This is a genomic window from Hyphomicrobium nitrativorans NL23 (assembly GCF_000503895.1).
GTDB lineage: Bacteria > Pseudomonadota > Alphaproteobacteria > Rhizobiales > Hyphomicrobiaceae > Hyphomicrobium_C > Hyphomicrobium_C nitrativorans.
On record NC_022997.1, the window covers coordinates 524599 to 546178 of the forward strand.

General features: G+C 63.5%; 24 protein-coding genes. 13 read left to right on the forward strand and 11 right to left on the reverse strand.

Annotation, left to right across the window (positions count from 1 at the left end; translation table 11 throughout):
- Positions 1-166 precede the first annotated feature (166 nt).
- The 5 genes from W911_RS02350 to W911_RS02370 form a co-directional block, all read right to left on the reverse strand.
- Positions 167-703 carry a nuclear transport factor 2 family protein gene (locus tag W911_RS02350; RefSeq protein ID WP_158412821.1) on the reverse strand — a complete coding sequence of 179 codons (537 nt, stop codon included), beginning with the start codon at positions 701-703 and terminating at the stop codon, positions 167-169.
- A 79-nt stretch (positions 704-782) separates the two neighbouring features.
- The gene (locus tag W911_RS02355) at positions 783-1304 is read right to left on the reverse strand and encodes an RNA pyrophosphohydrolase (RefSeq protein ID WP_041317089.1); all 522 of its coding nucleotides are present in this window, start codon (positions 1302-1304) and stop codon (positions 783-785) included.
- 170 nt (positions 1305-1474) lie between these two features.
- On the reverse strand, positions 1475-1984 hold the full coding sequence (locus W911_RS02360; protein ID WP_023785908.1) for an RNA pyrophosphohydrolase: 510 nt from the start codon (positions 1982-1984) through the stop codon (positions 1475-1477).
- 141 nt (positions 1985-2125) lie between these two features.
- Positions 2126-3547, reverse strand: coding sequence for a S41 family peptidase (locus W911_RS02365; RefSeq protein WP_023785909.1), 1422 nt, complete (start codon positions 3545-3547; stop codon positions 2126-2128).
- Positions 3544-5028, reverse strand: coding sequence for a murein hydrolase activator EnvC family protein (locus W911_RS02370; protein WP_041317094.1), 1485 nt, complete (start codon positions 5026-5028; stop codon positions 3544-3546). The genes W911_RS02365 and W911_RS02370 overlap by 4 nt, the downstream gene beginning before the upstream one ends.
- Before the next feature lie 566 nt (positions 5029-5594).
- On the opposite strand from W911_RS02370, the gene W911_RS02375 reads away from it, so the two are divergent.
- The 8 genes from W911_RS02375 to W911_RS02410 all read left to right on the forward strand — a co-directional run bounded on the left by W911_RS02375 (position 5595) and on the right by W911_RS02410 (position 11559).
- Complete coding sequence (locus W911_RS02375; protein WP_023785911.1) at positions 5595-5789, forward strand: twin transmembrane helix small protein; 195 nt, start codon at positions 5595-5597, stop codon at positions 5787-5789.
- A gap of 85 nt (positions 5790-5874) precedes the next feature.
- Positions 5875-6453 carry a cob(I)yrinic acid a,c-diamide adenosyltransferase gene (locus W911_RS02380; protein ID WP_023785912.1) on the forward strand — a complete coding sequence of 193 codons (579 nt, stop codon included), beginning with the start codon at positions 5875-5877 and terminating at the stop codon, positions 6451-6453.
- A gap of 49 nt (positions 6454-6502) precedes the next feature.
- A complete protein-coding gene (locus tag W911_RS02385; protein ID WP_023785913.1) occupies positions 6503-7201 on the forward strand; it encodes a rhomboid family intramembrane serine protease in 699 nt (232 codons plus the stop codon).
- Between the two features lie 313 nt (positions 7202-7514).
- Complete coding sequence (locus W911_RS02390) at positions 7515-8270, forward strand: electron transfer flavoprotein subunit beta/FixA family protein (protein WP_023785914.1); 756 nt, start codon at positions 7515-7517, stop codon at positions 8268-8270.
- Positions 8270-9214 carry an electron transfer flavoprotein subunit alpha/FixB family protein gene (locus W911_RS02395; protein WP_023785915.1) on the forward strand — a complete coding sequence of 315 codons (945 nt, stop codon included), beginning with the start codon at positions 8270-8272 and terminating at the stop codon, positions 9212-9214. The genes W911_RS02390 and W911_RS02395 overlap by 1 nt, the downstream gene beginning before the upstream one ends.
- A gap of 39 nt (positions 9215-9253) precedes the next feature.
- On the forward strand, positions 9254-10183 hold the full coding sequence (locus W911_RS02400) for a 3-hydroxybutyryl-CoA dehydrogenase (RefSeq protein WP_023785916.1): 930 nt from the start codon (positions 9254-9256) through the stop codon (positions 10181-10183).
- Positions 10184-10196: 13 nt separating this feature from the next.
- Entirely contained in the window at positions 10197-10958 is a 762-nt protein-coding gene (locus tag W911_RS02405) for an SDR family oxidoreductase (protein WP_023785917.1), read from the forward strand.
- 220 nt (positions 10959-11178) lie between these two features.
- A complete protein-coding gene (locus W911_RS02410; RefSeq protein WP_023785918.1) occupies positions 11179-11559 on the forward strand; it encodes a hypothetical protein in 381 nt (126 codons plus the stop codon).
- A 61-nt stretch (positions 11560-11620) separates the two neighbouring features.
- On the opposite strand, the gene W911_RS02415 is transcribed toward W911_RS02410, so the two are convergent.
- The 4 genes from W911_RS02415 to W911_RS02430 form a co-directional block, all read right to left on the reverse strand.
- Positions 11621-11890: a PepSY domain-containing protein gene (locus W911_RS02415; RefSeq protein ID WP_023785919.1), complete on the reverse strand. Its 270-nt coding sequence runs from the start codon at positions 11888-11890 to the stop codon at positions 11621-11623.
- Positions 11891-12140: 250 nt separating this feature from the next.
- Positions 12141-13505 (reverse strand): sensor histidine kinase, encoded by a 1365-nt coding sequence (locus tag W911_RS02420; RefSeq protein ID WP_023785920.1) that lies wholly within the window; start codon positions 13503-13505, stop codon positions 12141-12143.
- Complete coding sequence (locus tag W911_RS02425) at positions 13502-14167, reverse strand: response regulator transcription factor (protein WP_023785921.1); 666 nt, start codon at positions 14165-14167, stop codon at positions 13502-13504. Before W911_RS02425 ends, W911_RS02420 begins: the two co-directional genes overlap by 4 nt.
- A 56-nt stretch (positions 14168-14223) precedes the next feature.
- A complete protein-coding gene (locus tag W911_RS02430; RefSeq protein WP_244438570.1) occupies positions 14224-14541 on the reverse strand; it encodes a PepSY domain-containing protein in 318 nt (105 codons plus the stop codon).
- 155 nt (positions 14542-14696) lie between these two features.
- Between W911_RS02430 and W911_RS02435 the strand changes: the two genes are divergently transcribed.
- Complete coding sequence (locus W911_RS02435) at positions 14697-14966, forward strand: PepSY domain-containing protein (RefSeq protein WP_023785923.1); 270 nt, start codon at positions 14697-14699, stop codon at positions 14964-14966.
- Positions 14967-15039: 73 nt separating this feature from the next.
- Here the strand turns inward: W911_RS02435 and W911_RS02440 are convergent, their stop codons facing one another.
- Positions 15040-15345 carry a hypothetical protein gene (locus W911_RS02440; RefSeq protein WP_023785924.1) on the reverse strand — a complete coding sequence of 102 codons (306 nt, stop codon included), beginning with the start codon at positions 15343-15345 and terminating at the stop codon, positions 15040-15042.
- A gap of 168 nt (positions 15346-15513) precedes the next feature.
- On the opposite strand from W911_RS02440, the gene serA reads away from it, so the two are divergent.
- Together serA and W911_RS02450 are read left to right on the forward strand one after the other, a co-directional pair.
- A complete protein-coding gene (gene serA, locus W911_RS02445; RefSeq protein ID WP_023785925.1) occupies positions 15514-17118 on the forward strand; it encodes a phosphoglycerate dehydrogenase in 1605 nt (534 codons plus the stop codon).
- Between the two features lie 36 nt (positions 17119-17154).
- Positions 17155-18318, forward strand: a complete 1164-nt coding sequence (locus tag W911_RS02450; RefSeq protein WP_041317100.1) for a phosphoserine transaminase — start codon at positions 17155-17157, stop codon at positions 18316-18318.
- Between the two features lie 31 nt (positions 18319-18349).
- On the opposite strand, the gene W911_RS02455 is transcribed toward W911_RS02450, so the two are convergent.
- Positions 18350-19276: a hypothetical protein gene (locus W911_RS02455; RefSeq protein WP_023785926.1), complete on the reverse strand. Its 927-nt coding sequence runs from the start codon at positions 19274-19276 to the stop codon at positions 18350-18352.
- A 655-nt stretch (positions 19277-19931) separates the two neighbouring features.
- Here W911_RS02455 and W911_RS02465 point away from each other — a divergent pair.
- Both W911_RS02465 and W911_RS17095 read left to right on the forward strand, forming a co-directional pair.
- Positions 19932-21005 (forward strand): cytochrome c3 family protein, encoded by a 1074-nt coding sequence (locus W911_RS02465; RefSeq protein WP_023785928.1) that lies wholly within the window; start codon positions 19932-19934, stop codon positions 21003-21005.
- Positions 21002-21580, forward strand: a complete 579-nt coding sequence (locus W911_RS17095) for a cytochrome b/b6 domain-containing protein (protein ID WP_023785929.1) — start codon at positions 21002-21004, stop codon at positions 21578-21580. Before W911_RS02465 ends, W911_RS17095 begins: the two co-directional genes overlap by 4 nt.

Consider the following 21580-nt stretch of genomic DNA (forward strand, 5'->3'; position numbering starts at 1 on the left):
GTGGGGGGAAGCCCGACAGCAGATGGTCTGGAATCCCCCCCTCCTAACCTCCCCCACGTCGAGTCGGAGACTCGCCTCCGGCGAGATGGGGGAGGGATAAGCGTGGTGAAGTTCCCAACTGCTTCCGTATGACTTGAACAAGCGCTAGTACGCAAATTGCGAGACGCTACGTCTGCTCGGCGGCGTCGAGCTTGCGGTTCATGCGGCGCAGAAGCTGGCCGACGTTCGCGATCAGATTGTGCTCGATGGCGAAGTAGATGCGCTCGCCCTTGAACTTCTTTTTGACAGCATCCCACGGAAACAGCAGCACGACATCGAACTCGATCGGCTGGCCTGTGGACGGGAGACCCAGGAGGTCGCCCTTGTGGATGCCGTTGAAGTGCGCTTCCTCGACGACGCCCTGAGGACCGACGAAGACGTTGGTCACGGCGAAGCAGTTCTCGGGAAACGCGGTGAGAAACTTGTCGTAGAACTCAGCGGCGCCCTCATGGCCGTGCCAGACCTTGCCGTTGTTCAGCATCGTGTAAACGCAATCCTCAGTGAGGGTTGCGAGGAGGCCGGGGATGTCGCCGCGATGCTCGGCGGCGATATGGTCCAGCCATAGCTCCTTGATCCGGTCGTATTCGGCATGGTCGAACGGTTGCCCGGACTGGTAGTCCGCACCGTCGTTGAAAGGCGGGAGCGTTCTTGTCGTCGTCGACATATGAAATGGGCTCACAGGAGGGAAAAACGAAAAAGACATCGGAACGCCGCCGAAGCGGCATTCCTCGCCTCCTGTCATTTCAGTTTTGGGCCAGATACGCAAATCTCTCAACGAGCGTTTGGTAAACGGGTTTCTTAAACGACACGATCAGCTCGGGAAGTTCGGACATCTCCCGCCAGCGCCAGCGGTCGAACTCGGCTTTGGCCCCGCGCGGCTGAATATCGATCTCGCTGTCGTCCCCCCAGAAGCGCATCGCAAACCAGCGTTGGCGCTGACCCCGATATTTGCCCTTGAGGGCCACACCCAAGAGTTGCTCGGGAAGCTCGTAGGTGAGCCACTGAGGCATCTCGGCCACCACCTCGGCGCTGGTGATGCCGGTTTCCTCACGCAGCTCGCGGTAGGCGGCGTCGATGGGTGCTTCGCCCTCGTCGATGCCGCCCTGCGGCATCTGCCAGATATGAGCAGAGCGGTCGCCGACCCATTTGGGCAGCCGCCGTCCCGTCCAGACCAGGCCTTGCGGGTTCAGGAGCATGATGCCCACCGAGAACCGATAGGGGAGGTCGAGGGGAGCTGCGGGAACGGTAACGTCTGCGTGTTTCATCATGGTCCGGTCATCAGAGGATCAGCGTGGCGCCAAGGCGGGCCTGTGCCGCGGGCGGCCGAATCGAAATGTCATCTTACTGAGAATAATAACGGTTTTATGTCCCCCTTCTGTCATGTGGGGATCATGTGGCCCCGCGGGGCAATGTCTCAGATGATGGCGCTTGCTCATTATCCGCCGAGAATGGGGCGGAAGATGCGCAGCACTTCCGTATAGACCGCGCGTTTGAACGGAATGATGACAGTGGGCAGCTTCTCAGGCGGGCACCAGTGCCAGGCGATGAACTCGCTGTGCGGCTGGCCGGGCTCGCCGATGTCGATCTCGCCGTCGTCGCCCAGGAAGCGGACGGCGAACCATTTCTGCGCCTGGCCGCGGTAGCGTCCGCCCCAGAGCTTTCCGATCAGATGTTCTGGCAGGTCGTAGGTCAGCCAGTCGGGTGTTTCGGCGACGATCTCAGCGTTGCGGATGGCGGTTTCCTCGCGAAGCTCGCGTAGGGCGGCGGTGCGAGGATCCTCGTCCGGTTCGATGCCGCCTTGGGGCATCTGCCACCAGGGGCCACCGCCCTCGGGCACGCTGTCGGCGCGCTGCCCGACCCAGACCTGATTGGCGCCGTTCAGGACCATCATGCCGACGCATGGCCGGTAGCCGAGCGTTGCGGGATCGGGATGGGATGTGCTCATGGCTCTGCTCGCTGTCTCGTGTTCGATCCATCGTAACAGGTGCGTGACTCACCGTGTGTATGGATCCTCAAATGGCGATGGGCGCCGTTTCCGGCGCCCATCCTGGATCGTGTTTTGCGGATATTTCGACGATCCGCTCGATCAGTTCGGCACCGGGCTCTTCTGCTCTTCGGCCGTGTTCGACGGCTGCTGGGCCGGCTTTGCAACGGTCTCCTCGACGGGGATCTCTCCGCGCAGGAACTTGAGAGCGTACTGGAGCTGGGTGTCTTTCTCGGCTTCCTGCGGGACGTAAGCGGACGAGCCGGATTCTTCCTGCTTCTTCTCTTCGTCCGCCTTGGCCTTTGCCTCGTCCGCTTTCGCCTTCTCCTCGTCGCGCGTTTCGCCCTTGAGGTGGCCGCGCAGGCCCGCTTCGCCGCGGTTGCGTTCCTGGCGTGCGGACTTCAGCTCCTCGGGTAGCTCCTGCTCTACGACGATGTCCGGATCGATGCCCTTGGCCTGGATCGAACGGTTCGAGGGCGTGTAGTACCGGGCGGTGGTGAGGCGGATCGCGCCGTTCGCGCCGAGCGGGATGATGGTCTGCACCGAGCCTTTGCCGAACGAGCGCGTTCCGATCACGGTTGCACGTTTGTGGTCTTTCAGGGCGCCGGCGACGATTTCGGACGCGGACGCCGAGCCGCCGTTGATCAGAACGACGATGGGCTTGCCGTCGGCCGTGTCTCCGGGACGGGCCTGGGCACGCTGCGTTTCCTCGTTGTTGCGGCCCTTCGTGAGCACGATGGAGCCCTGATCGAGGAAGTCGTCGGAGACGGCGATCGCCTGATCGAGCAAGCCGCCCGGGTTGTTGCGCAGGTCGAGGACATAGCCCTTGAGCTTCGGCCCGATCTCCTTCTTGAGATCGTCCATCGCCTTCACGAGGTTGGCGTGGGTCTTCTCGTTGAAGGTGGTGAGGCGGATATAGGCGATGTCGCCTTCGACGCGCGACCGCACGGCGTTGATGCGGATGAAGTCGCGAACGATCTTGATGTCGAACGGCTCGTCGCGGCCCTGCCGCATGATGGTGAGCGTGATGGGCGTGTTGACGGGGCCGCGCATCTTTTCGACGGCCTGCTCAAGCGTCAGGCCCGAGATCTGGTCGTTGTCGAGATGCGTGATGAGGTCGTTGGAGAGAATGCCTGCTTTCGCGGCCGGCGTTTCGTCGATGGGAGCGACGACCTTTACGACGCCGTTCTCCATCGTGACCTCGATGCCGAGGCCGCCGAACTCACCGCGCGTCTGCACCTGCATGTCGCGGTAGTGCTTCGGGCTCATGTAGGACGAGTGGGGGTCGAGCGCCGCCAGCATGCCGTTGATCGCGTTTTCGATCAGCATCGTGTCGTCGGGCTTCTCGACGTAATCGGACCGGACGCGTTCGAAAACGTCTCCGAACAGGTCGAGCTGACGGTAGAGCTCGGAGTTCGGCGAGGCGGCTGAATACGTCTGCGTGACGTTCAGCACCGTCGTCGCCCCGGCGAGACCTGTCATGGTCAGAAACGTCCAGAACACGAAGTCGGTCTTGCGCATCATTCCTGTACCTTCTGATGAGAGGCGACCCACCATGGACCCGAGTCTACGGGGCGCCCATCCTTGCGGAATTCAATGTAGAGAACGGGCGCGCTCGCTTGCGGCGCCGACTGATCCATATCTGTCGATCCGGCTGCCAACTGTGCTGTGCGAGGCGCACCACTCATGGTTCCAATCGGTTCGGCGGCCAACACGAACTGTCCTGGTCCGACATCCATATGTGACAAACCGGCGACCAGCACATGATACCCGCCGCCGGCGTTGATGATCAAGAGTTGCCCGTAGCTGCGAAATTCTCCCGCGTAGACAACCCAGCCGTCGCAGGGAGAGGTGACACGGGCCCCGAACCGGGTTTCGATCACGAGACCCTGCGATGTGCCTCCATATTGGGTCTTGTCGTTGAATCCCAAGACCCGGCGCCCTTGAGCGGGCAAAGGTAGCTTGCCCTTGGCTTGGTGAAAGGCAATGGACGGCTTGATCCGGTCGGGCTTGCCGGGCACGAGGGACGTGTTTTCCGGAGCAAGTTCAACGATGGACGACGGGGGCGTGCCTACCCCCGGTTCCGGGGAGAGAAGGGCCACTTCCTCGCCGCGGGCGGGCTCGGCTTCGGGGATCAGCTCGACAGGGGGCGTTTCGGGCGTGGCCGGCGGCGGAAGGACGGCCACGACGGCATCGGCGGGCGCCTCCTCCGCGGCGGCCATCGGTGTCTGGCTGACCTGCTGGCTGAGCTTCTCGATCAGCTCGCTGAGGTCGGCCACGTTCTGCGAGATCTCGGCGGTCGCCTCGCGGACCTGGCTGAGTTCCGTTTGGCGGTCGGCGAGCGACTGCTTCTTGGTTTCGAGGAGGCTCGCGAGCAGGATCTGGGTGCTGTTCAGCCGCTCGGTTTCCGCGCGCAGGGCGTCGCCTTCGCGGCGGATGGACGCCATGATCTCCATCAGCTCGTTGAGGCGGCCGGTGAGGGCCATGGCCTCGCCCCTCATCTCGGGGAAGGCGCGGGCGATCAGCATGGCGCTGCGCACCATCTCAAGTGCGTCCTCGCGCTGGGTGATGATGACGGGGGGCGGATTGCGGCCCATGCGCTGAAGCGCTGCCAACAGGCCCGCGATCTTCGCGTGTTCGCGCGCGAGGGAGACGCGGATGTCCTTTTCCTGGCGTTCGAAGCCCGCGAGGCGCTGCTCGATCGCGGTCATTGCGGCCTCGCTCTTCTGCACGAGGGCCGCCGTTTCGACGAGGCGCGCGTTGATCTCGCGCCGCTCGTCGGCAAGGCTTGTCAGGTCTTTCTGGATTTCCGCATCGCGCGCCTGCTTGGCGGCCAGCTTGCCCTGTTGGCTTTCCAGCCGCTTGGCGGCGTCCTCGGCCGAGGATGGCGTTTCGGCAAATGCGATGGGGAAGATCGGCGTCGTGACGGCAAGCGTCAGCGCCGCCGCCGCGACAAAACGCGCACGCCGCCTTTTGCGACAGGCTCTTGCTCCGGCTCGGTGCACTGCCTCGCCCATTCGGATCGACTGCTAGAACGTCCTCCGATCCGATCGAAACGGAGCGGAGAACGTTCTAGCTCTTTCTTGAGACCGATGATTCACGCTTCGGACTGGTAGGGTCCGAAGCGATCATGGTCTCCTTAGTTAGACCGATGATTCACGTTTCGGACTGATAGGGTCCGAAGCGATCATGGTCTCCTTAGTTAGACCGATGATTCACGCTTCAGGCTGGTAGGGCCTGAAGCGATCATGGTCTTCGACCGCCGGGGTGCGCACCGCACGATCAATCCCCGGTTTCAGTCGGTTGTTCGATGCTGTCTTAAAAGAATTCGGCTGCCCGAGGCAAACCGAACTCTGCGCGGTTACAACGCTCCGATAAGTCGTTAGAATTAGGGCACGCGGGTTACCAAACGGTGGCGGGACCTGGCGATCTGCTGCGCGGGATCGAGGACGGCGGGGAGAAGGTACCCGGCGGAAGGGTGCGGCGCGTCCGAAGGCGGCATTTGAACGGGCCTTCGAACGGGATTATCTACGGCGCACATTAGACCCTTTCATGCGAGGCGGTGCCGCCAATGGAAACTGTTCTCTTTCACCTGACGACGATTACGACACTGGCCGTGCTCGTGGTGCTCGTGTGCGGGCTGTTCGTCATGATGCGGGGTAAAAGCCCGAACCTGAGCCAGAAGCTCATGCGTTGGCGTGTCGGGCTGCAGTTCACGGCGATCATGATGGTGCTGGCCTACGTTCTGGTGCGCCAATACTTCTGACCGGCCGCCGGGCTGCCCGGCAAAGAGCTTGATTTGGCAGGACCCACAACTACTCTGGGCGCCGAAACGGGGGACAACGCGCGCGATGGTGAAGCTCAACAAGATCTATACCCGCACCGGCGATGCCGGCACGACGGGGCTGGGCACCGGCGAGCGTGTGCGCAAGGACGCCCTGCGCATTGCAGCTTATGGGACGGTCGACGAAACCAACGCGCTGATCGGCGTCGCGCGGGTGCATCTCACGGGAATGCCGGGGCTCGATGCCAAGCTCGGCCGCATCCAGAACGATCTTTTCGATCTCGGCGCGGATCTGTGCGTGCCCGATCGCGGCGAAAAGCCCAAGTTCGAGCCGCTGCGGGTTTCCGACGCTCAGGTCGTTCGTCTCGAAGCGGAAATCGACGAGATGAACTCCGAACTCAATCCTTTGAAATCGTTCGTGCTTCCGGGCGGTTCGCCGGCTGCTGCGGCGCTGCATGTGGCGCGCACGGTGTCTCGGAGAGCGGAGCGTGAAATGGTGGCCTTGGCGGCACTCCCGGACGAGCCGGTGAGCGCGGCGGCCATGAAATACATCAATCGTCTGTCGGATTATCTCTTCGTCGCGGGCCGCTATGTGAACGACCGAGGGCGGAGCGATGTGCTTTGGGTGCCGGGGCAAAACCGTTAGACACCGGACCTCGTTTGGATTGGATCGCGCCTAGCCTAGGGACACTCGTATGTTCGTGCCGATACACGATGAGAACTCGCTCAAGTCGATCCCTTTCCAGTACGTGACCGTCTCGCTGATCGTGGTCAACGTCGCCGTCTTCCTGCTGTCCGCGGTGGGGGGCGATATGGTGGCGGTTGCGAGCTTCGGGATCATTCCGAAGGAGCTGTTCGACACCAGCCTGCTACCGGTTCCCATCGAGGAGCAGGTGTCGGTGCGGCCGACGCAGCTCACGCTTCTCACCTACATGTTCTTTCACGGCGACGTCTTGCATCTTGCCGGAAACATGCTGTTTTTGTGGGTGTTTGGAGACAACGTCGAGGACGCCATGGGGCATCTCAAGTTCCTCGCGTTCTACCTCATGTGCGGTGTGTTCGCGGGCTATATGCACGCCTGGATCGAGCCCGGCTCGGCGATCCCGCTGATCGGCGCGAGCGGAGCGGTTGCCGGGGTCATCGCTGCCTATCTGATGCTCCATCCCCGGGTGCGGGTGTGGGTGCTGGCGTTCAAGGCTATCCCGCTCCGGATCTCCGCCCTCATTGCGTTGGGCGCCTGGGTGGTCATGCAATTCGTGATGGTGCTCTTACCGCAGGTTGGCCCTGTCGCCTGGTGGGCCCATGTCGGCGGGCTGATCGCGGGGGCGGTGCTGATCGTGGTGATGCGCCGGCCCGGCGTGCCGCTGTTCGACCGGCACCTCAAGGTCGCCTGATCGCCGGAGCTGGCGGGAACGGACTGTTCCCGCTCAATTGCCCGTGGGAAGCCGATTTCCGGCGGCGAGTCGCATTGACTTGCAACAGGACGGCTCGTAATTTCGGTTCTCGCACCTGCGAAGAGCTTTGGCGCGCTCAGGCTCGCCGGGCTCTCAATCCGATGCACTCGAAGGGCGGAACAGGGGCCCCCGGGTCATGATCGGAGTCGCGGGCGCGGCCTTATCCCAATCTCCCGTCGGCACGTCTCGGGACATAAAAAACCAGGGAAACAATGATCAGAACAACGCTAGGCGCCGGGGAGCGCCGCGCATCATGAAGCTACTCGTCGCGGTGAAACGAGTCGTCGATTACGCGGTCAAAATTCGCGTCAAAGCGGATGGATCAGGGATCGAACTGGCCAACGTCAAAATGAGCATGAACCCCTTCGACGAGATTGCCGTCGAGGAGGCCGTTCGGCTCAAGGAAAGCGGAACCGCGACCGAGGTCGTGGCCGTCACGATCGGGCCCGCGAAATCGCAGGAGACGCTGCGCACTGCGCTCGCGATCGGCGCCGACCGCGCGATCCATATCGAGACTCCGGCGGACGCGGAGATCGAGCCGCTCGCGGTTGCGAAACTGCTGAAAGCGGTGGTCGAAGCGGAGAAGCCGGATCTGGTCGTGCTCGGTAAGCAGGCGATCGACGACGATTGCAACCAGACAGGCCAGATGCTGGCCGCGTTGCTCGGTTGGCCGCAGGGGACGTTCGCGTCCAAGGTTGCGCCCGAGGGCGGCGCCGTGGCCGTTACGCGCGAGATCGACGGCGGCCTTGAGACGGTGAAGCTCAATCTTCCGGCCATCGTGACGACCGACCTCCGGCTCAACGAGCCGCGCTATCCGTCGCTTCCCAACATCATGAAGGCGAAGAAGAAGCCGCTCGACGTCAAGAAGCCCGACGAGTTCGGCGTCGATATCGCGCCGCGTCTCAAAGTGCTGAAGACGGCGGAGCCGCCCGCGCGCAAGGGTGGCGTGAAAGTGGCTGACGTGGCGGAGCTGGTGCACCGTCTCAAGACAGAGGCGGGGGTGATCTGATGGCTGTTCTTCTTCTTGCAGAGCATTCCAATTCGGCTCTCGGCGCTGCGACGGCCAAGGCCCTGACGGCTGCCAAGGCCATCGGGCCGGACGTGCACGTGCTGGTGGCCGGTCATGCGTGCGGCGCGGCTGCCGAAGCGGCCGCGAAGCTCGACGGCGTTTCCAAGGTGCTGGTCGCGGATGCGCCTCACCTTGAGCATGGCCTCGCCGAGGAAGTCGCGGCGACCCTGCTTTCGCTCGCCGGCAGCTACGACGCCATCGTCGCGCCTGCGACCGCTTCGGGCAAAAATATCCTGCCGCGCGTCGCAGCCCAGCTCGACGTGATGCAAATCTCGGACATCACCAAGGTCGTCTCGTCCGATACGTTCGAGCGGCCGATCTATGCCGGTAACGCGGTGCAGACGGTGCAGTCGAGCGAAGCCAAGAAGGTCGTGACCGTGCGCACGGCGGCATTTGCCGCTGCGGGTGAAGGCGGTTCGGCTGCGGTCGAGGCCGTCAGTGCGGCGCCGGCCGTTGGGCTCTCGTCGTTCGTCGGCGCGGAGCTGACGAAGTCGGACCGGCCGGATCTTACGGCGGCGAAGATCGTCGTCTCGGGTGGTCGTGGCCTCGGGAACGGCGAGAACTTCAAAACGTATCTCGAACCTGTCGTCGAGCGCCTCGGTGCTGCGATGGGTGCTTCGCGCGCGGCGGTCGATGCCGGCTTCGTGCCCAACGATTTGCAGGTCGGGCAGACCGGCAAGGTCGTGGCGCCGGAGCTTTATGTTGCGGTCGGCATCTCGGGTGCGATCCAGCATCTCGCGGGCATGAAAGACTCCAAGATCATCGTCGCCATCAACAAGGACGGCGAAGCGCCGATCTTCCAGGTGGCCGACTACGGTCTCGTCGCCGATCTCTTCCAAGCTTTGCCCGAGCTCGAAAAAGAGCTTGCCAAGGCGGGTGGCTGAGACCACGCGAAGCGCACCGGGACAGGAAGGACATTCGCCATGGACGTCGCAGTCAAGGCTGAGAGCAAGTCTAAACCGGATGCACGGCCGGTTCCGGTGATCAAGCAGGTGGGTATCATCGGCGCGGGGCAGATGGGCAGCGGCATTGCCCATGTGATTGCGCTCGGCAAGTACGACGTGCTCATCAACGATGTTCGGAAAGAGCAAGTCGACAAGGCGCTGGAGATCATCGAGAAGAACCTCGGTCGCCAGGTTGCCAAGGGTCTCGTCAACGAAGAGGATATGAAGGCGGCGCTTGCTCGGATTACGTTTGCGCCCGATCTCGACGCGTTCGCCAACTCCGACATGGTGATCGAAGCGGCGACGGAAGACGAAACCGTCAAGCGGCGCATCTTTCAGGAGCTGTGTCCCAAGCTGAAGCCCGACGCGATCGTGGCGACGAATACCTCGTCGCTTTCGATTACGCGGCTTGCCTCCACCACGGATCGTCCCGAGCACTTCATCGGGATGCACTTCATGAATCCGGTGCCGCTGATGGAGCTTGTCGAACTCATTCGCGGCATCGCGACGGAGGACGAAGTTTTCGGCGTGGCGCGCACGTTCGTCGAAAGCCTCGGCAAGGTGACGGCGGTCTCCGAGGACTTCCCCGCTTTCATCGTCAACCGCATCCTGCTGCCGATGATCAACGAGGCCGTGTACACGCTCTATGAGGGCGTCGGCACGGTCGAGGGGATCGACAAGGCGATGCGGCTCGGTGCGCACCATCCGATGGGCCCCTTGGAGCTTGCAGATTTTATTGGCCTCGATACCTGCCTTGCGGTGATGCAGGTGCTCTACGAAGGTCTCTCGGATTCCAAGTATCGTCCATGTCCGCTGCTCGTGAAGTATGTCGAAGCGGGTTGGCTGGGGCGCAAGACGAACCGCGGCTTTTACGATTATCGCGGCGAGAAGCCGGTGCCGACGCGCTGAGCTTGCGGCCGGCGTGACCCATCACTCAAACAAATTTGCGCTCGTGACCGGCGCCGGAAGCGGCATCGGGCGCGCCGTTGCGTGTGCGCTGTTCGATGCCGGTTTCGATCTCGTGCTTGCGGGACGGCGTCAGTCGATGCTCGACGAGACGGCAGAGCTTTGCAGGTCGCGACCGGGGCGCGTGCTTGCGCGGGCATGCGACGTTTCGAAACCGGAGGCCGTGACCGCGCTGTTCGACGAGATCCAATCGATCTTCGGACGGCTCGACATCCTGTTCAACAACGCGGGGCTTTCCGCGCGCGCCGTGCCTATCGACGAGTTGACGTTCGACGAGTGGGCGGCGGTGGTGGATGTGAACCTCATGGGCGCATTCCTGTGCGCGCAAGGGGCATTCCGGCTGATGAAGACGCAACGGCCGATGGGCGGTCGGATCATCAACAACGGATCGATCTCGGCGTCCGTACCGCGTCCGTTTTCGGCGCCTTACACGGCGACCAAGCACGCGGTCACGGGACTCACGAAGTCTCTCTCACTGGATGGACGCGCATTCGATATTGCGTGCTCGCAGATCGACATCGGCAATGCGGAGACGGCGATGACCGATCCGATGGCGGCTGGCGTGCGGCAGGCGGATGGCTCGATCCGTCCGGAGGCGCGATTCGACGTGAGCCATGTGGCGGACGCTGTCGTTTATATGGCGGGGCTGCCGCTTTCGGCGAACGTGCAGTTCATGACGCTCATGGCCACCAAAATGCCGTTCATTGGTCGAGGATGATGCGGACAACAGATTCGGGAGTGTTGCGGCCGTCCGCCGACGCACTTTAGAGTCGGGCGATATTTTCGGTTGAATGTTGCTCGACTGTCTTCATTTCCATTGCTGTGCTTCCTTTCGGGCGAACCGGCCCCATCTTTTCGGAAGCATCGGAGATTTGCCTCGCCCCGCCGATCGCGGGGATGGGAGGCAGTGCCGCTCACATCGGGAGGGGTGAGCCCACATGCGATTCCATCGTGTCAGGATTGGCGCTGTCGCGCTCGGCCTTGCGGCCGGGTTGCCGGGCTGTGCGAACGTCTTTTCGATGTCCGAAGCCGAGCGGGCCGGGCATCAAAGCGATGGGACGTACATTCCGAGCGTTGCCGAGGAGCAGCTTGCCTGTCGCCAGCTCCGCGAGCGTATCGATGCGCTCGACAGTCACATTGCAACGTTTCCTGAGCGCGCTGCGCGGGAGGAGCAAAGCCGCCCGCGCACTCTCGGCGCGGCTTTCGGACGGATGTTCGGCGGTGACGGCGGGGGGCTCAAGGCTGTCGAAGATCACAAGAAGACAACGGCGGAGCGCGCGGGTCTCGCCGGGCTCTATGCGCGGAAAGACTGCATCTAAACGTGATCGGGCGGAGCTTTCGCTCCGCCCGATGAAAACATGACGTGTTATCTGAAGACGCTCAGTCCTCAAGATCCATTTTGACGATCTTGCCGCCGCGGATGTCGACGTCGAATACGCGGCCATCATTGTGCACGGCGTCATCGACTTCCCACTTGCCGTCGTCCAGTTCGATCTTGCGCCAGGACTTGAAGCCTGCAGCGTTGAGGATTGAGGTGAGCTCGGAAAGTTCGGCCGGCGTCGGCGGGCGGTCGTTGGCAATGGCCACGGTGGCGAGCGGGGCCGTTGCGAGCATCGCGGACAGGCCAAGGGCAAGAACTGCGTTTTTCATGCGATTTCTCTCTCGGTTGGCATTCAGATCGGTTGCGGCGTGCCTTGGTGTATCCAGGGCGCATCTCGCTTAGACCGAGTGCGTTTTAATCACGTGCCGCTGATAGCCGCCTGATCGTGTCTGTCAGCCATCTGTCAGACGAACGGGTAATGCGCAGGAAACGGGAAAAGATCCCCGCCTTGATGGGCTTTTTCGATTCCATTCGCGGAGGAAATGGATAGCGTGCGCGTGATCGCCGCAGCGTTGCAGATCAGGGACGCGAAGAGGCTTTGAGCGTCAGCGTTGCGGCCAGGCCTGGGTTGGCGTTGTCGAGCGACAGCGTGCCGCTCCAGGATTCGACGATGTCGGTGACGATGGCGAGGCCGAGGCCGGCGCCGGAGCCGCGCTCGTCGAGCCGTCCGCCGCGGCGCAACGCTTCGGCGAGATTGTCTTCGGGAATGCCGGGTCCGTCGTCGGCCACCTTGAGTGTCACCGCCGGGCCGTTGCGGTATCCGGAGATGGTGACGGTGTGGCGGGCGTGCCGTGCGGCGTTTTCGATGAGGTTGCCCAACGCTTCGGAGAGATCGTCGTGATCGATGGCGGCTGCGAGATCGGGGGGGACATCCACGATCCAGTCCATGCGCTCGCCGTCCGGCGTGCGTTGAACAACGCGCACGACCTGCTCGACGGCGGCGGCGATGCTGGCTTCGGAGTCGCGCTGGGGCGATGCAAGCCTGACCCGTGCAAGCTCGCGCTCCACCGTGCGCTGCATGGTTCGTGTGACGGTGGACAGGTTGAGCGCGACGGTGGCGTGGCCGTCTTTGGCGAGGCGTTCGATTTCCGCCTGCAGTACCTGAAGCGGCGTTCTGAGGCCGTGCGCGAGATCTCCGGCGCGTGCGCGGGCGCGCTGAAGCTCGGCGTCGCGGGCGTCGATCAATTCGTCGATCTCCTGGGCGAGCGGGCGAACCTCATCGGGAAAGTCCGCGCCGAGACGGCGGTTCTTGCCGGAGCGGACGGCCGCGAGACGGCTCCTGATGTCCGACAACGGGCGCAGGCCGATGCTCACCTGCACCCACGCGGCTGCGAGCAGAAGCGCGCCGATGATGGTCAGAAGCGGCGTGAGGTCGGCGGCGAAGCGGCGAACGGCTTTGGTCGTTTCCGCCGCGTCCCAGGCGACGGCGATGCGGGCCGTACCGCCGCCCATGCGTGCGGGAAGCTCCACGCGTCGCTGCAAGAGGTAGAGTTCGGTATCGGCGGGTCCGGCAATGCGGTGCTGGTGAATCACGTCGTCGACATCGGGTTCCGGAGGCAGGGCCAGTTCCGAATCCCACAGCGAACGGGACCGGAGAACGGTGCCTTTCTGCTCGTGGATGATCTGCCAGTAGAGACCGGACAGCGGAACTTCGAAGCGCGGGTCGGCGGGCTGGGCTGCGAGCGTGATTTCGCCCGGGGTGTTCGTCGAGGGTTCGAGCTGCGCCGTGATCTGGTTCAGGTGGACGACGAGCTCGGCCGTGAGGCGGCGCTCGACGTGTCGCTCGAACAGGATCGTCAGGCCATACGCGGCAAGCGCGAGTGCGACCAAGGTGGAGGCGGCGCCCGCGAGAAGGAGCCTGAGGCGCAGGGAGCCGAAGGTCATTCCGGGCCGTCCGCAACGACATAGCCGAAGCCGCGGCGTGTCTGGATCACGTCGGCGCCGATCTTCTTGCGCAGGCGCGTGACGACGGCTTCGAGGGCGTTGGCGTCACGCGCATCGTCGTCGCCGTAGAGGTGCTCGATCAGCTCGCCGGGCGGCACCACGCGGTTCTTATGATGGAGAAGGTAGGCTACGAGGCGATATTCGAGCGGCGAAACATTGAGGCTCGCCCCGTTGATCATCACGCGCATCTGGCGCGTGTCGATGGCGAGCGGGCCGGACTCGATGACTGGCGAGCCGTGTCCTGTCGAGCGGCGGATGAGCGCGCGGACGCGCGCGATCAGTTCCTCGATGCGGAAAGGCTTGGCGAGGTAGTCGTCGGCGCCGGCATCGATGCCTTCGACGCGCTCGGGCCAGGCACCGCGCGCGGTGAGGATGAGGACCGGCATCTGGCGGCCTTCGGCGCGCCAGCGCTTCAATACGGCAAGGCCGTCCATGCGGGGCAGGCCGAGATCCAGCACTACGAGATCGAAGTCTTCGGTATCGCCCAGGAACCATGCCTCTTCGCCGTCGGTGGCGAGGCGTGTCTGATAGCCGGATGCTTCGAGCGCTGTGGAGACGTTGGTGGCGATCGTCGGCTCGTCCTCAACCACGAGAATGCGCATTCGGGTGTGTCCTCATATTGGCTCATCAATGTCCCATCGAATATTGAGGACACACCCTAGTCATCATCCTCGACCTTCAGCACTTTGCCGGTCGCGGCATCGACCTCGACTTCCTTCAGGCGGCCTGAAGAATCGATGATATCGAATTCGTAGACGATCTGTCCGTTGTCCTCGACGTCGATTTCGACTTCGAGAATTGTGCTGCCCGGAAGCTGCGGCTCCAAGAGTTTGATGATCTCGGACAAGGGCCGGATGCGGCCTTCGATCAGCGCTTTGCGGGCGATTTCCGCATCGCGTGCGAGGGCGGGCGACATTGGCGGGGCGAGCCACAGGCCGGCGACGAGCGCGAGCATGACGACGAATGGGCGAAGCATTTTCATCGATATTTGGTGCACTTTTCGCGCTGACATTCCCCTGACGGGGCCTGTCAGGGAATGATCAGGGCCAGTGGGGCATTGAGGAGGCATCACCGAACGGCCAGACGTTGTTCCGCGTCCGGTCAATCGTCAATATCACAGGAGATGATGCCATGAAGACGCTGCTTGCCGTTTCGCTGTTTACCATTGCGGCGGCGACGCCCGCCTTCGCCTGCGACGATTATGGCCGGCTCAACGTTCCCGCCAACGAGTGGCTGTCGATCCCCGAGGTGATCCAGAAGCTCGAAGGCCAGGGATACAAGGTTTACGAGATCGAGGTCGACGATGGGGCGTACGAGTTCGAGGCGACGACGGCTTCCGGCGTGCGCGTCGAAGCTTGTGCCCATCCGGCGACCGGCGAAGTTCTGAAGGGACGGCGCTAAACGGCGGGTCCGGCGGCCAAGCGCCGCCGGATCTCGTTTCCAAGCTTCGTAGGGAGCGGTGGGTCCGCTCCAATCATGACGCGCGTCGCTTGCGGGTCGCGGCGGCTTTTTTTGCGGACGCTTTTCGCGCGGCAGCGGGGCGGGCAGCGGCGGCGCGTCCGCCGAGCTTGCCGCCCTTCTTGGCTGCCGGATTGCCGGTTCTGCGGCCGTGCCCCGATCCGCCGGGCTTGTTGCCTCCACCGTCGTCCTTGTTCACGGTGGCCCACGCCCGGCTCTCTGCTTCCTTGGCCGATACGCCACGCTTCTTGTAGCCCTCGGCGATATGGTCCGCCTTGCGTTCCTGCTTGGCTGTGTATTTCGACTTGTCACCACGCGGCATGACGGTCTCCTCATGCTTCGGATCTCACTCAACATCGGTTGCGACCTCGGAGTTCCGGCGATGGCTCGAAGGCCGTTCTTTGGTCGATGAGTCCGGTTTTGGCGTTGCTCTCGGCGGGTGGTCGACACATGCTCGATATCTGGCGTGCAGTTCGACGAGCGAGGCAGGATGACCGAGACTTTTCGCGTGCTTATTGCCGATCCGATCCATGAGGATGGCCGGGCTCTGCTCGAAGCCGATGGCGCATTCTCCGTAGATGTGGAAACCGGGCTCGACGAAGCGGCGCTGATCGCGAAAATCCCGGCATACGACGCGCTCATCGTTCGCTCGAAGACGCGTGTGACGGCGCCGGCGATTGCAGCCGCGACATCGCTCAAAGCTGTCGGGCGTGCCGGGATCGGCATCGATAATATCGACGTTCCGGCCGCGACCGAACGCGGGATCGTCGTGTTCAACACGCCCGATGCCAACGCGACGACGACGGCGGAGCTGACGATTGCGCACCTGCTGTCCCTGAGCCGTCATCTGCCGCAAGCCGATCGCTCCGTCCGGAGCGGCGCGTGGACGCCGACCCGCTTTGTCGGCTCGGAGCTTTCCGGGAAAACGCTCGGCGTGATCGGCTTCGGCACCATCGGCAGGCTGGTGGCGGAGCGAGGGGCTGGGCTCAAGATGCGCGTCGTCGCCTACGATCCGTTCGTCGCGCCGGAGGTGATGGCGGGCGCATCTGCGGAGCCCTGCGAGCTCGACGAGCTTTTGGCGTCCGCCGATTATGTGACGCTGCATTGCCCGCTGATCGAGAAGACGCGTAATCTCATCGACGCGCGGCGGATCGCGGCGATGAAGCCGGGTGCGCGCCTCATCAACTGCGCACGGGGCGGACTGGTGGACGAAGACGCTTTGGTGGCTGCGCTCGAAAGCGGACATCTCGCGGGGGCTGCGCTCGACGTTTACGCGACGGAGCCGCCCTCAAAGACGTCGCGGCTCTTCGCGCTCGACACCGTCGTGCTGACGCCGCATCTCGGCGCCTCGACCGAAGAGGCGCAACAGGCGGTGAGCGTGCGTATCGCGCGGGATCTTGCGCATTTCCTGACGACGGGCGCGGCGGAGACGGCGGTCAACCTTCCCCGGATCTCAAGCGATCAGCTCGGCCGCCTTCGGCCCTATCAGGCGCTTGCACGTGCGCTCGGCGGAGCTGTGGGTGCGCTTGCACCGGGTCCAATCCGAGAGCTTGTCGTGCGGCTGTTCGGCGGGGTGGCCGATCTGGAGCCGCGCCCCATCGCGGCGGAGGCGCTGGTTGGGCTTCTGGAAAAGCGGTTGGCCGGACCTGTCAATCGCGTCAACGCGTTTCATCTTGCTCGCGCGCAGGGCATCGAGGTGCGCGAATCCCGTTCCGAGCAGGCGCGGGATTATGTGTCGCTCATAGAGATCGCGGCCGTGACGGACGAGACGACGATCACGGTGGCGGGCACGCTGCTCGGCGGCAGGCTGCCGCGGCTGGTGCGGATCGACGATTACGATGTGGAGGCCGTGCCGAAGGGGCATTTCCTGTTTACCCGCCACGGCGATCAGCCGGGCGTTGTGGGCGCGCTGGGCGGCATTTTGGCGCGTGAGGGCATCAACATCTCGCGCATGCATGTGGGCGTGGATACGAATGGAGGTGGCAGCGGGCTCGCGATTGCGCTTATCAGTCTTTCCGATCCGTTGCCCGATTGGGTGGTGACGGAAATTCTGGCGCTGCCCGCCGTTGCAGAGGTTGCGGCTTTCGAGCTTTGATTGCCGCGCCTTTTTCATATCCGGATGCTTACCACCATGACGACGACGTTTAAGCCATCATGCCTGCCTCTCAATCCGCGTTTTTCATCGGGGCCCTGCAGCAAAAGGCCGGGCTGGAGCCCCGACGCGCTCAACGGCGCGCTGACGGGGCGGTCTCACCGCTCGAAGGAGGGCAAGGCGCGCCTCGCGCTCGCCATCGAGAAAACGCGCGCTCTGTTGGGGCTGCCGGACGGCTATCACGTGGGCATCATGCCGGGCTCGGATACGGGCGCTTTCGAAGCGGCGATGTGGTCGCTGCTCGGTCAGCGCGGCGTCGATGTGCTCGCGTGGGAGGCGTTCGGCAAGATCTGGGTGGTGGATATTCTGCGGGAGCTGAAGATCGAGAACGCCCGTGCGCTCGAAGCCGATTACGGCGTGCTGCCCGATTTGAGCGCGGTCGATTTCTCCCGTGACGTCGTGTTCACCTGGAACGGCACGACGGCGGGTGTGCGGGTGCCGAACGGCGACTGGATTCCCGACGACCGCGAGGGCCTGACGCTGGTGGACGCCACGAGCGCGATTTTCGCCCAGCCCATCGACTGGTCGAAGACCGACGTCGTCACCTACTCGTGGCAGAAAGTTCTGGGCGGTGAAGGTGCACACGGCGTGCTCATTCTCAGTCCGCGCGCGGTTGCGCGTCTTGAGAGTTATGTGCCGCGCTGGCCTTTGCCCAAGCTGTTTCGCCTGACGAAGAAGGGCAAACTGGATGCTGCGATTTTCGAAGGCGAAACCATCAACACGCCCTCGATGCTGTGCGTCGAGGACTACCTGGACGCGTTGACCTGGGCCGAAAGCGTGGGCGGGATCAGCGGCCTGATGGCGCGTGCGGATGCAAACGCGCGCGTGCTGTTCGACTGGATCGCGCGAACGCCGTGGGTCGCCAACCTCGCGGTGGACCCCGCGACGTGGTCGAACACGGGCGTGTGTCTCAAGGTCGTCGATCCTGAGATCGCGGCGTTGCCGGAAGCCGAACAGGCGGCGTTCGCGAAGCGGATCGTATCGCGGCTCGAAGCGGAGGGCGCGGCGCTCGATTTCGGCTCCTATCGCGATGCGCCGGCGGGCCTGCGCGTGTGGACGGGCGCGACGGTCGAGACCGCCGATGTCGAGGCGTTGACGCCTTGGCTCGATTGGGCGTTCGCCGAGGAAAAGGCTGCGCTTTAAAGCCGTTCCCCAGACGGGCGAGGGCCGGAGATCAGAACGCGACCTCCATGCTGAGCTTGAGCGAGGCGGTGGGCGTGTCGTCGTTCAAGCCGAACAGTGTGCCGAGGCCGAGCGTGACTTCGGAATCGCGATCGCGTCCGAAGGGATGGGTATGCGAGCCCTCGCCGCCCGGAACCCAGCTCCAGTACAGGACGGGGCCGATCCGGTGCTGGTCGAAGTCGCCGAAGATCTGGGCATCGTCGCTGCGTCCGCCGCGGCCGCCCACGCGCTCGATGCTGCCGTAGGCTTCGAGGGCGACGGCGAAGCTTTCGGACCAACGGTTCAGGATGCGGGCGGAGTAGCCGAAGTCGGTTTTCTCGTCGCGCTGGCCAGCCGCGTTGCGGCCGCCGCCCATGAACTGGCTCAGCATCGGGTTCAGGGTCAGGCGCCACGGGCCGGTCTGGTATTCGAAGAGCGGGCCATAGTTGAGCTTGCGTGTGCCCCCGCTTTCGGCCGGATGCTCATACTCCACCACAACGCCGAGGCCGAAGCCGTCGCCGCGCCGGGGAACGAGCACCCAGATCAGTTCGGCCTCGTACTCGTCGAGCTTGAGGTCTTCGAAGCCTTGCGCGTCGTGGGGCGATGTGGGGTCTTCCCGTCGCTCACGCTCGTACTCGATGCCGATGCGGGCCTTGAGGAAGGTCGTGATGCCGTATTCGAGTTCGATCGCGTTGCGCTGGCGGGCGAGAGAGTTGTGATCCGCCTTGAGCTCGCCGCCGACGGTCTCGGTGCGGCGGCGCGGGACGCCCAGGTCGTAGGCGTTCTGGCTCTGGAATTCGAACTCGCCCGGCGTGGCTCTGAGCGACTTGATTTCGAACTGTCCGATCGCCGGGCCGGCGAAGGCCGGGCCGGGGCCGATCAGCGCGAAGGCGGCGAGCACGGCCGTAAGGACGGTCCCGCGTAACGGTTCGATGCTCATAAGGCCTTTCCCCGAGACTTTTTCCCATCATATGCGGGATATTCAGGAAGTATCAGGGGAATTCTGACGCGGCGCTGACATCTGTGTGGACGGCGTGCTCAGCCGCGGCATAGGCGCGATCCTGGCTTGGCCGTGAGCTGCTCGTGGCGCGAGAGGCGCCTGGTGCCACCTCCCCGCTCAGAGATGGAGCCACGAGCGTTATGTCGAGATGCCATCGCGGCTTTTGAGAAACGAGCCCGCGAAATGCGAAAAGCGTTCCTGACAAAACTGTAAGGGAGCTTCGAGGCGGATGAAAGATTGGGCCTCCACCTTCGTATGATCGCCGCGTTCTGCACTTTGCCCGCTTCTCCTCCTTAGCATTGGCGCGAGGTGCAATCTGGCGATGTCTTCGTTGCGCGCCTCATTCCGTCCGGAGCCGCGCAAGGCGAGGGGGACGGCGGGCTGCATATTTGCAGCGCGCCCGATCCCGCGAAGGCTCGCCTCGAACGTCTGCAAGCAACAAAAAAGAAATTTTGGAAACGCATTTGGAGGGACTATCGAATGGCCAACCCGTGCACATACCCGCATCTCGTGTTGACGCGCTCCGACGGCTTTCCTGATCTGCATCGATCCGTCTGACAGCGCCTCTGTCGCCTTCCAGCTTCGGGTTCGACCGATGATGCCGTGCGCCCTCCGTTGTGCGCTCTCGGCGACGCTCGCGGCCGCGAGTGCGATCCTTGGGTTTTGCGTTGCTTCGTTTCCGGCCTCGGCTCAGAGCAGCGAGGCGATCCAGCGGCTTCGATGCCTGGCCTGTCATGCCGGCGCCAATCGTCTGACCGCGCCGGCCAAGGCTGCGCAGACGCGCGGCGGGACCATCAGCATTCCAGATTTTCGCGATGCCGATCACGGCCAGATCCATTGTCTCGATTGTCACTCGAAGGGTTTCGCCAACTTCCCGCATCGGGGGATGAAGACCGAGACCTGCATGGATTGCCATCCGCGAAAAGAGAAGGGCGCAGAGGACGATAAGCCCTACGATTTCGACCGCATGCGAGAGGAATACGAAGGTTCGGTGCACTTCACGGAATTCAAGCATGCCAAGGAGAAGTGCTGCGGCACCTCGACGGGAAAGCCCGTTCATGCGGCCCCTGAAGTGACGAGCGGGACCGGCGATCCGCATCGCAAGGCGGCGGAGCAGCGCTTCACGTGCGAGCATTGCCACGAGCCGCACTACTTCAAGGCAACGAAGCGCATCAAGGATCCGCAACTCATTCTGGCCAACGACAACGGTCCGTGCCTTACGTGTCACAAGGATGGGGCGACGGGTGCGCTCGCCGATCCGGCCGAGCCCAATCTCCTCAAGGCGCACAGCTATCTGCCGCACGCGGAGCTGCATCTCTCCGGGACGCGCTGCGTCGATTGCCATACGAGCGTTATGTCGGCGGTCGCGCACGATCTGCCGCTCGGCAAGAAGGCCGATCAGGGATGTAATAGCTGTCACAGTATCGACAGCGTGCTGCTGACGCGCCTCTACCGCTATGTCGATCCGAGCGAGACGAAGCTTGGCTTCCATAATGTCCGCATTTTGCAGGACGGCTATGTGGCCGGCGCCAACCGGCATAAGTGGACCGATTTGGCCGCTTACGCACTGATGAGCCTCGGGCTTGCGCTCGTGCTTGCCCATGGCGCCTGGCGTGTGCTGGCGCGCAGGCAGAGCGGAGCGCGGCGCGGTGGGGAGGTTGAGCCGTGACGCCGGGGTGGGTTCGGCTTTGGCACTGGGCGATCGCGATCCTGTTCGTGATCCTGGTTTTTACCGGCGTGGTGCTGACGTATTCATCGTCGCGGTTTGTGCTGATGGATTACGGGCTGGCCGATACGCTGCACCAGGTGACGGGCATTCTGTTCTCGATCCTGGTCGTTGTGTTTGCCGTTGCAGCGGCGATGACCGGCTACTGGAGGCGGTATCAGAGACGGTGGCAGAACTTATCGGCGCGGATCCGCCGTTTCGGCGGCTACCTCGTCCGGGGCGTTCCGGAAGCAGGAACGGAGGGGCCGTCGCGTCTCGAACTGTCACGCGGGTTTCTCATCCTCATTCAGCAGTGGCTTTCGATTTTGAGTCTAATGGTCCTGTCGCCACTGCTGATCGTGACCGGGCTCGTTCTGTTTTATCCCGAGCTTCTGCCGGAGCAGGTTGCCGGGCTCGGCGGGATCTGGCCGTTTGCGCTGGCCCATTACTGGGTGGGCTTGATCGGGGCGCTGTTTTTGCTGTTCCACGTCTACATCGGGACCATCGCCGGGTTCAAACGCATGATCCGCGGTCGTTAG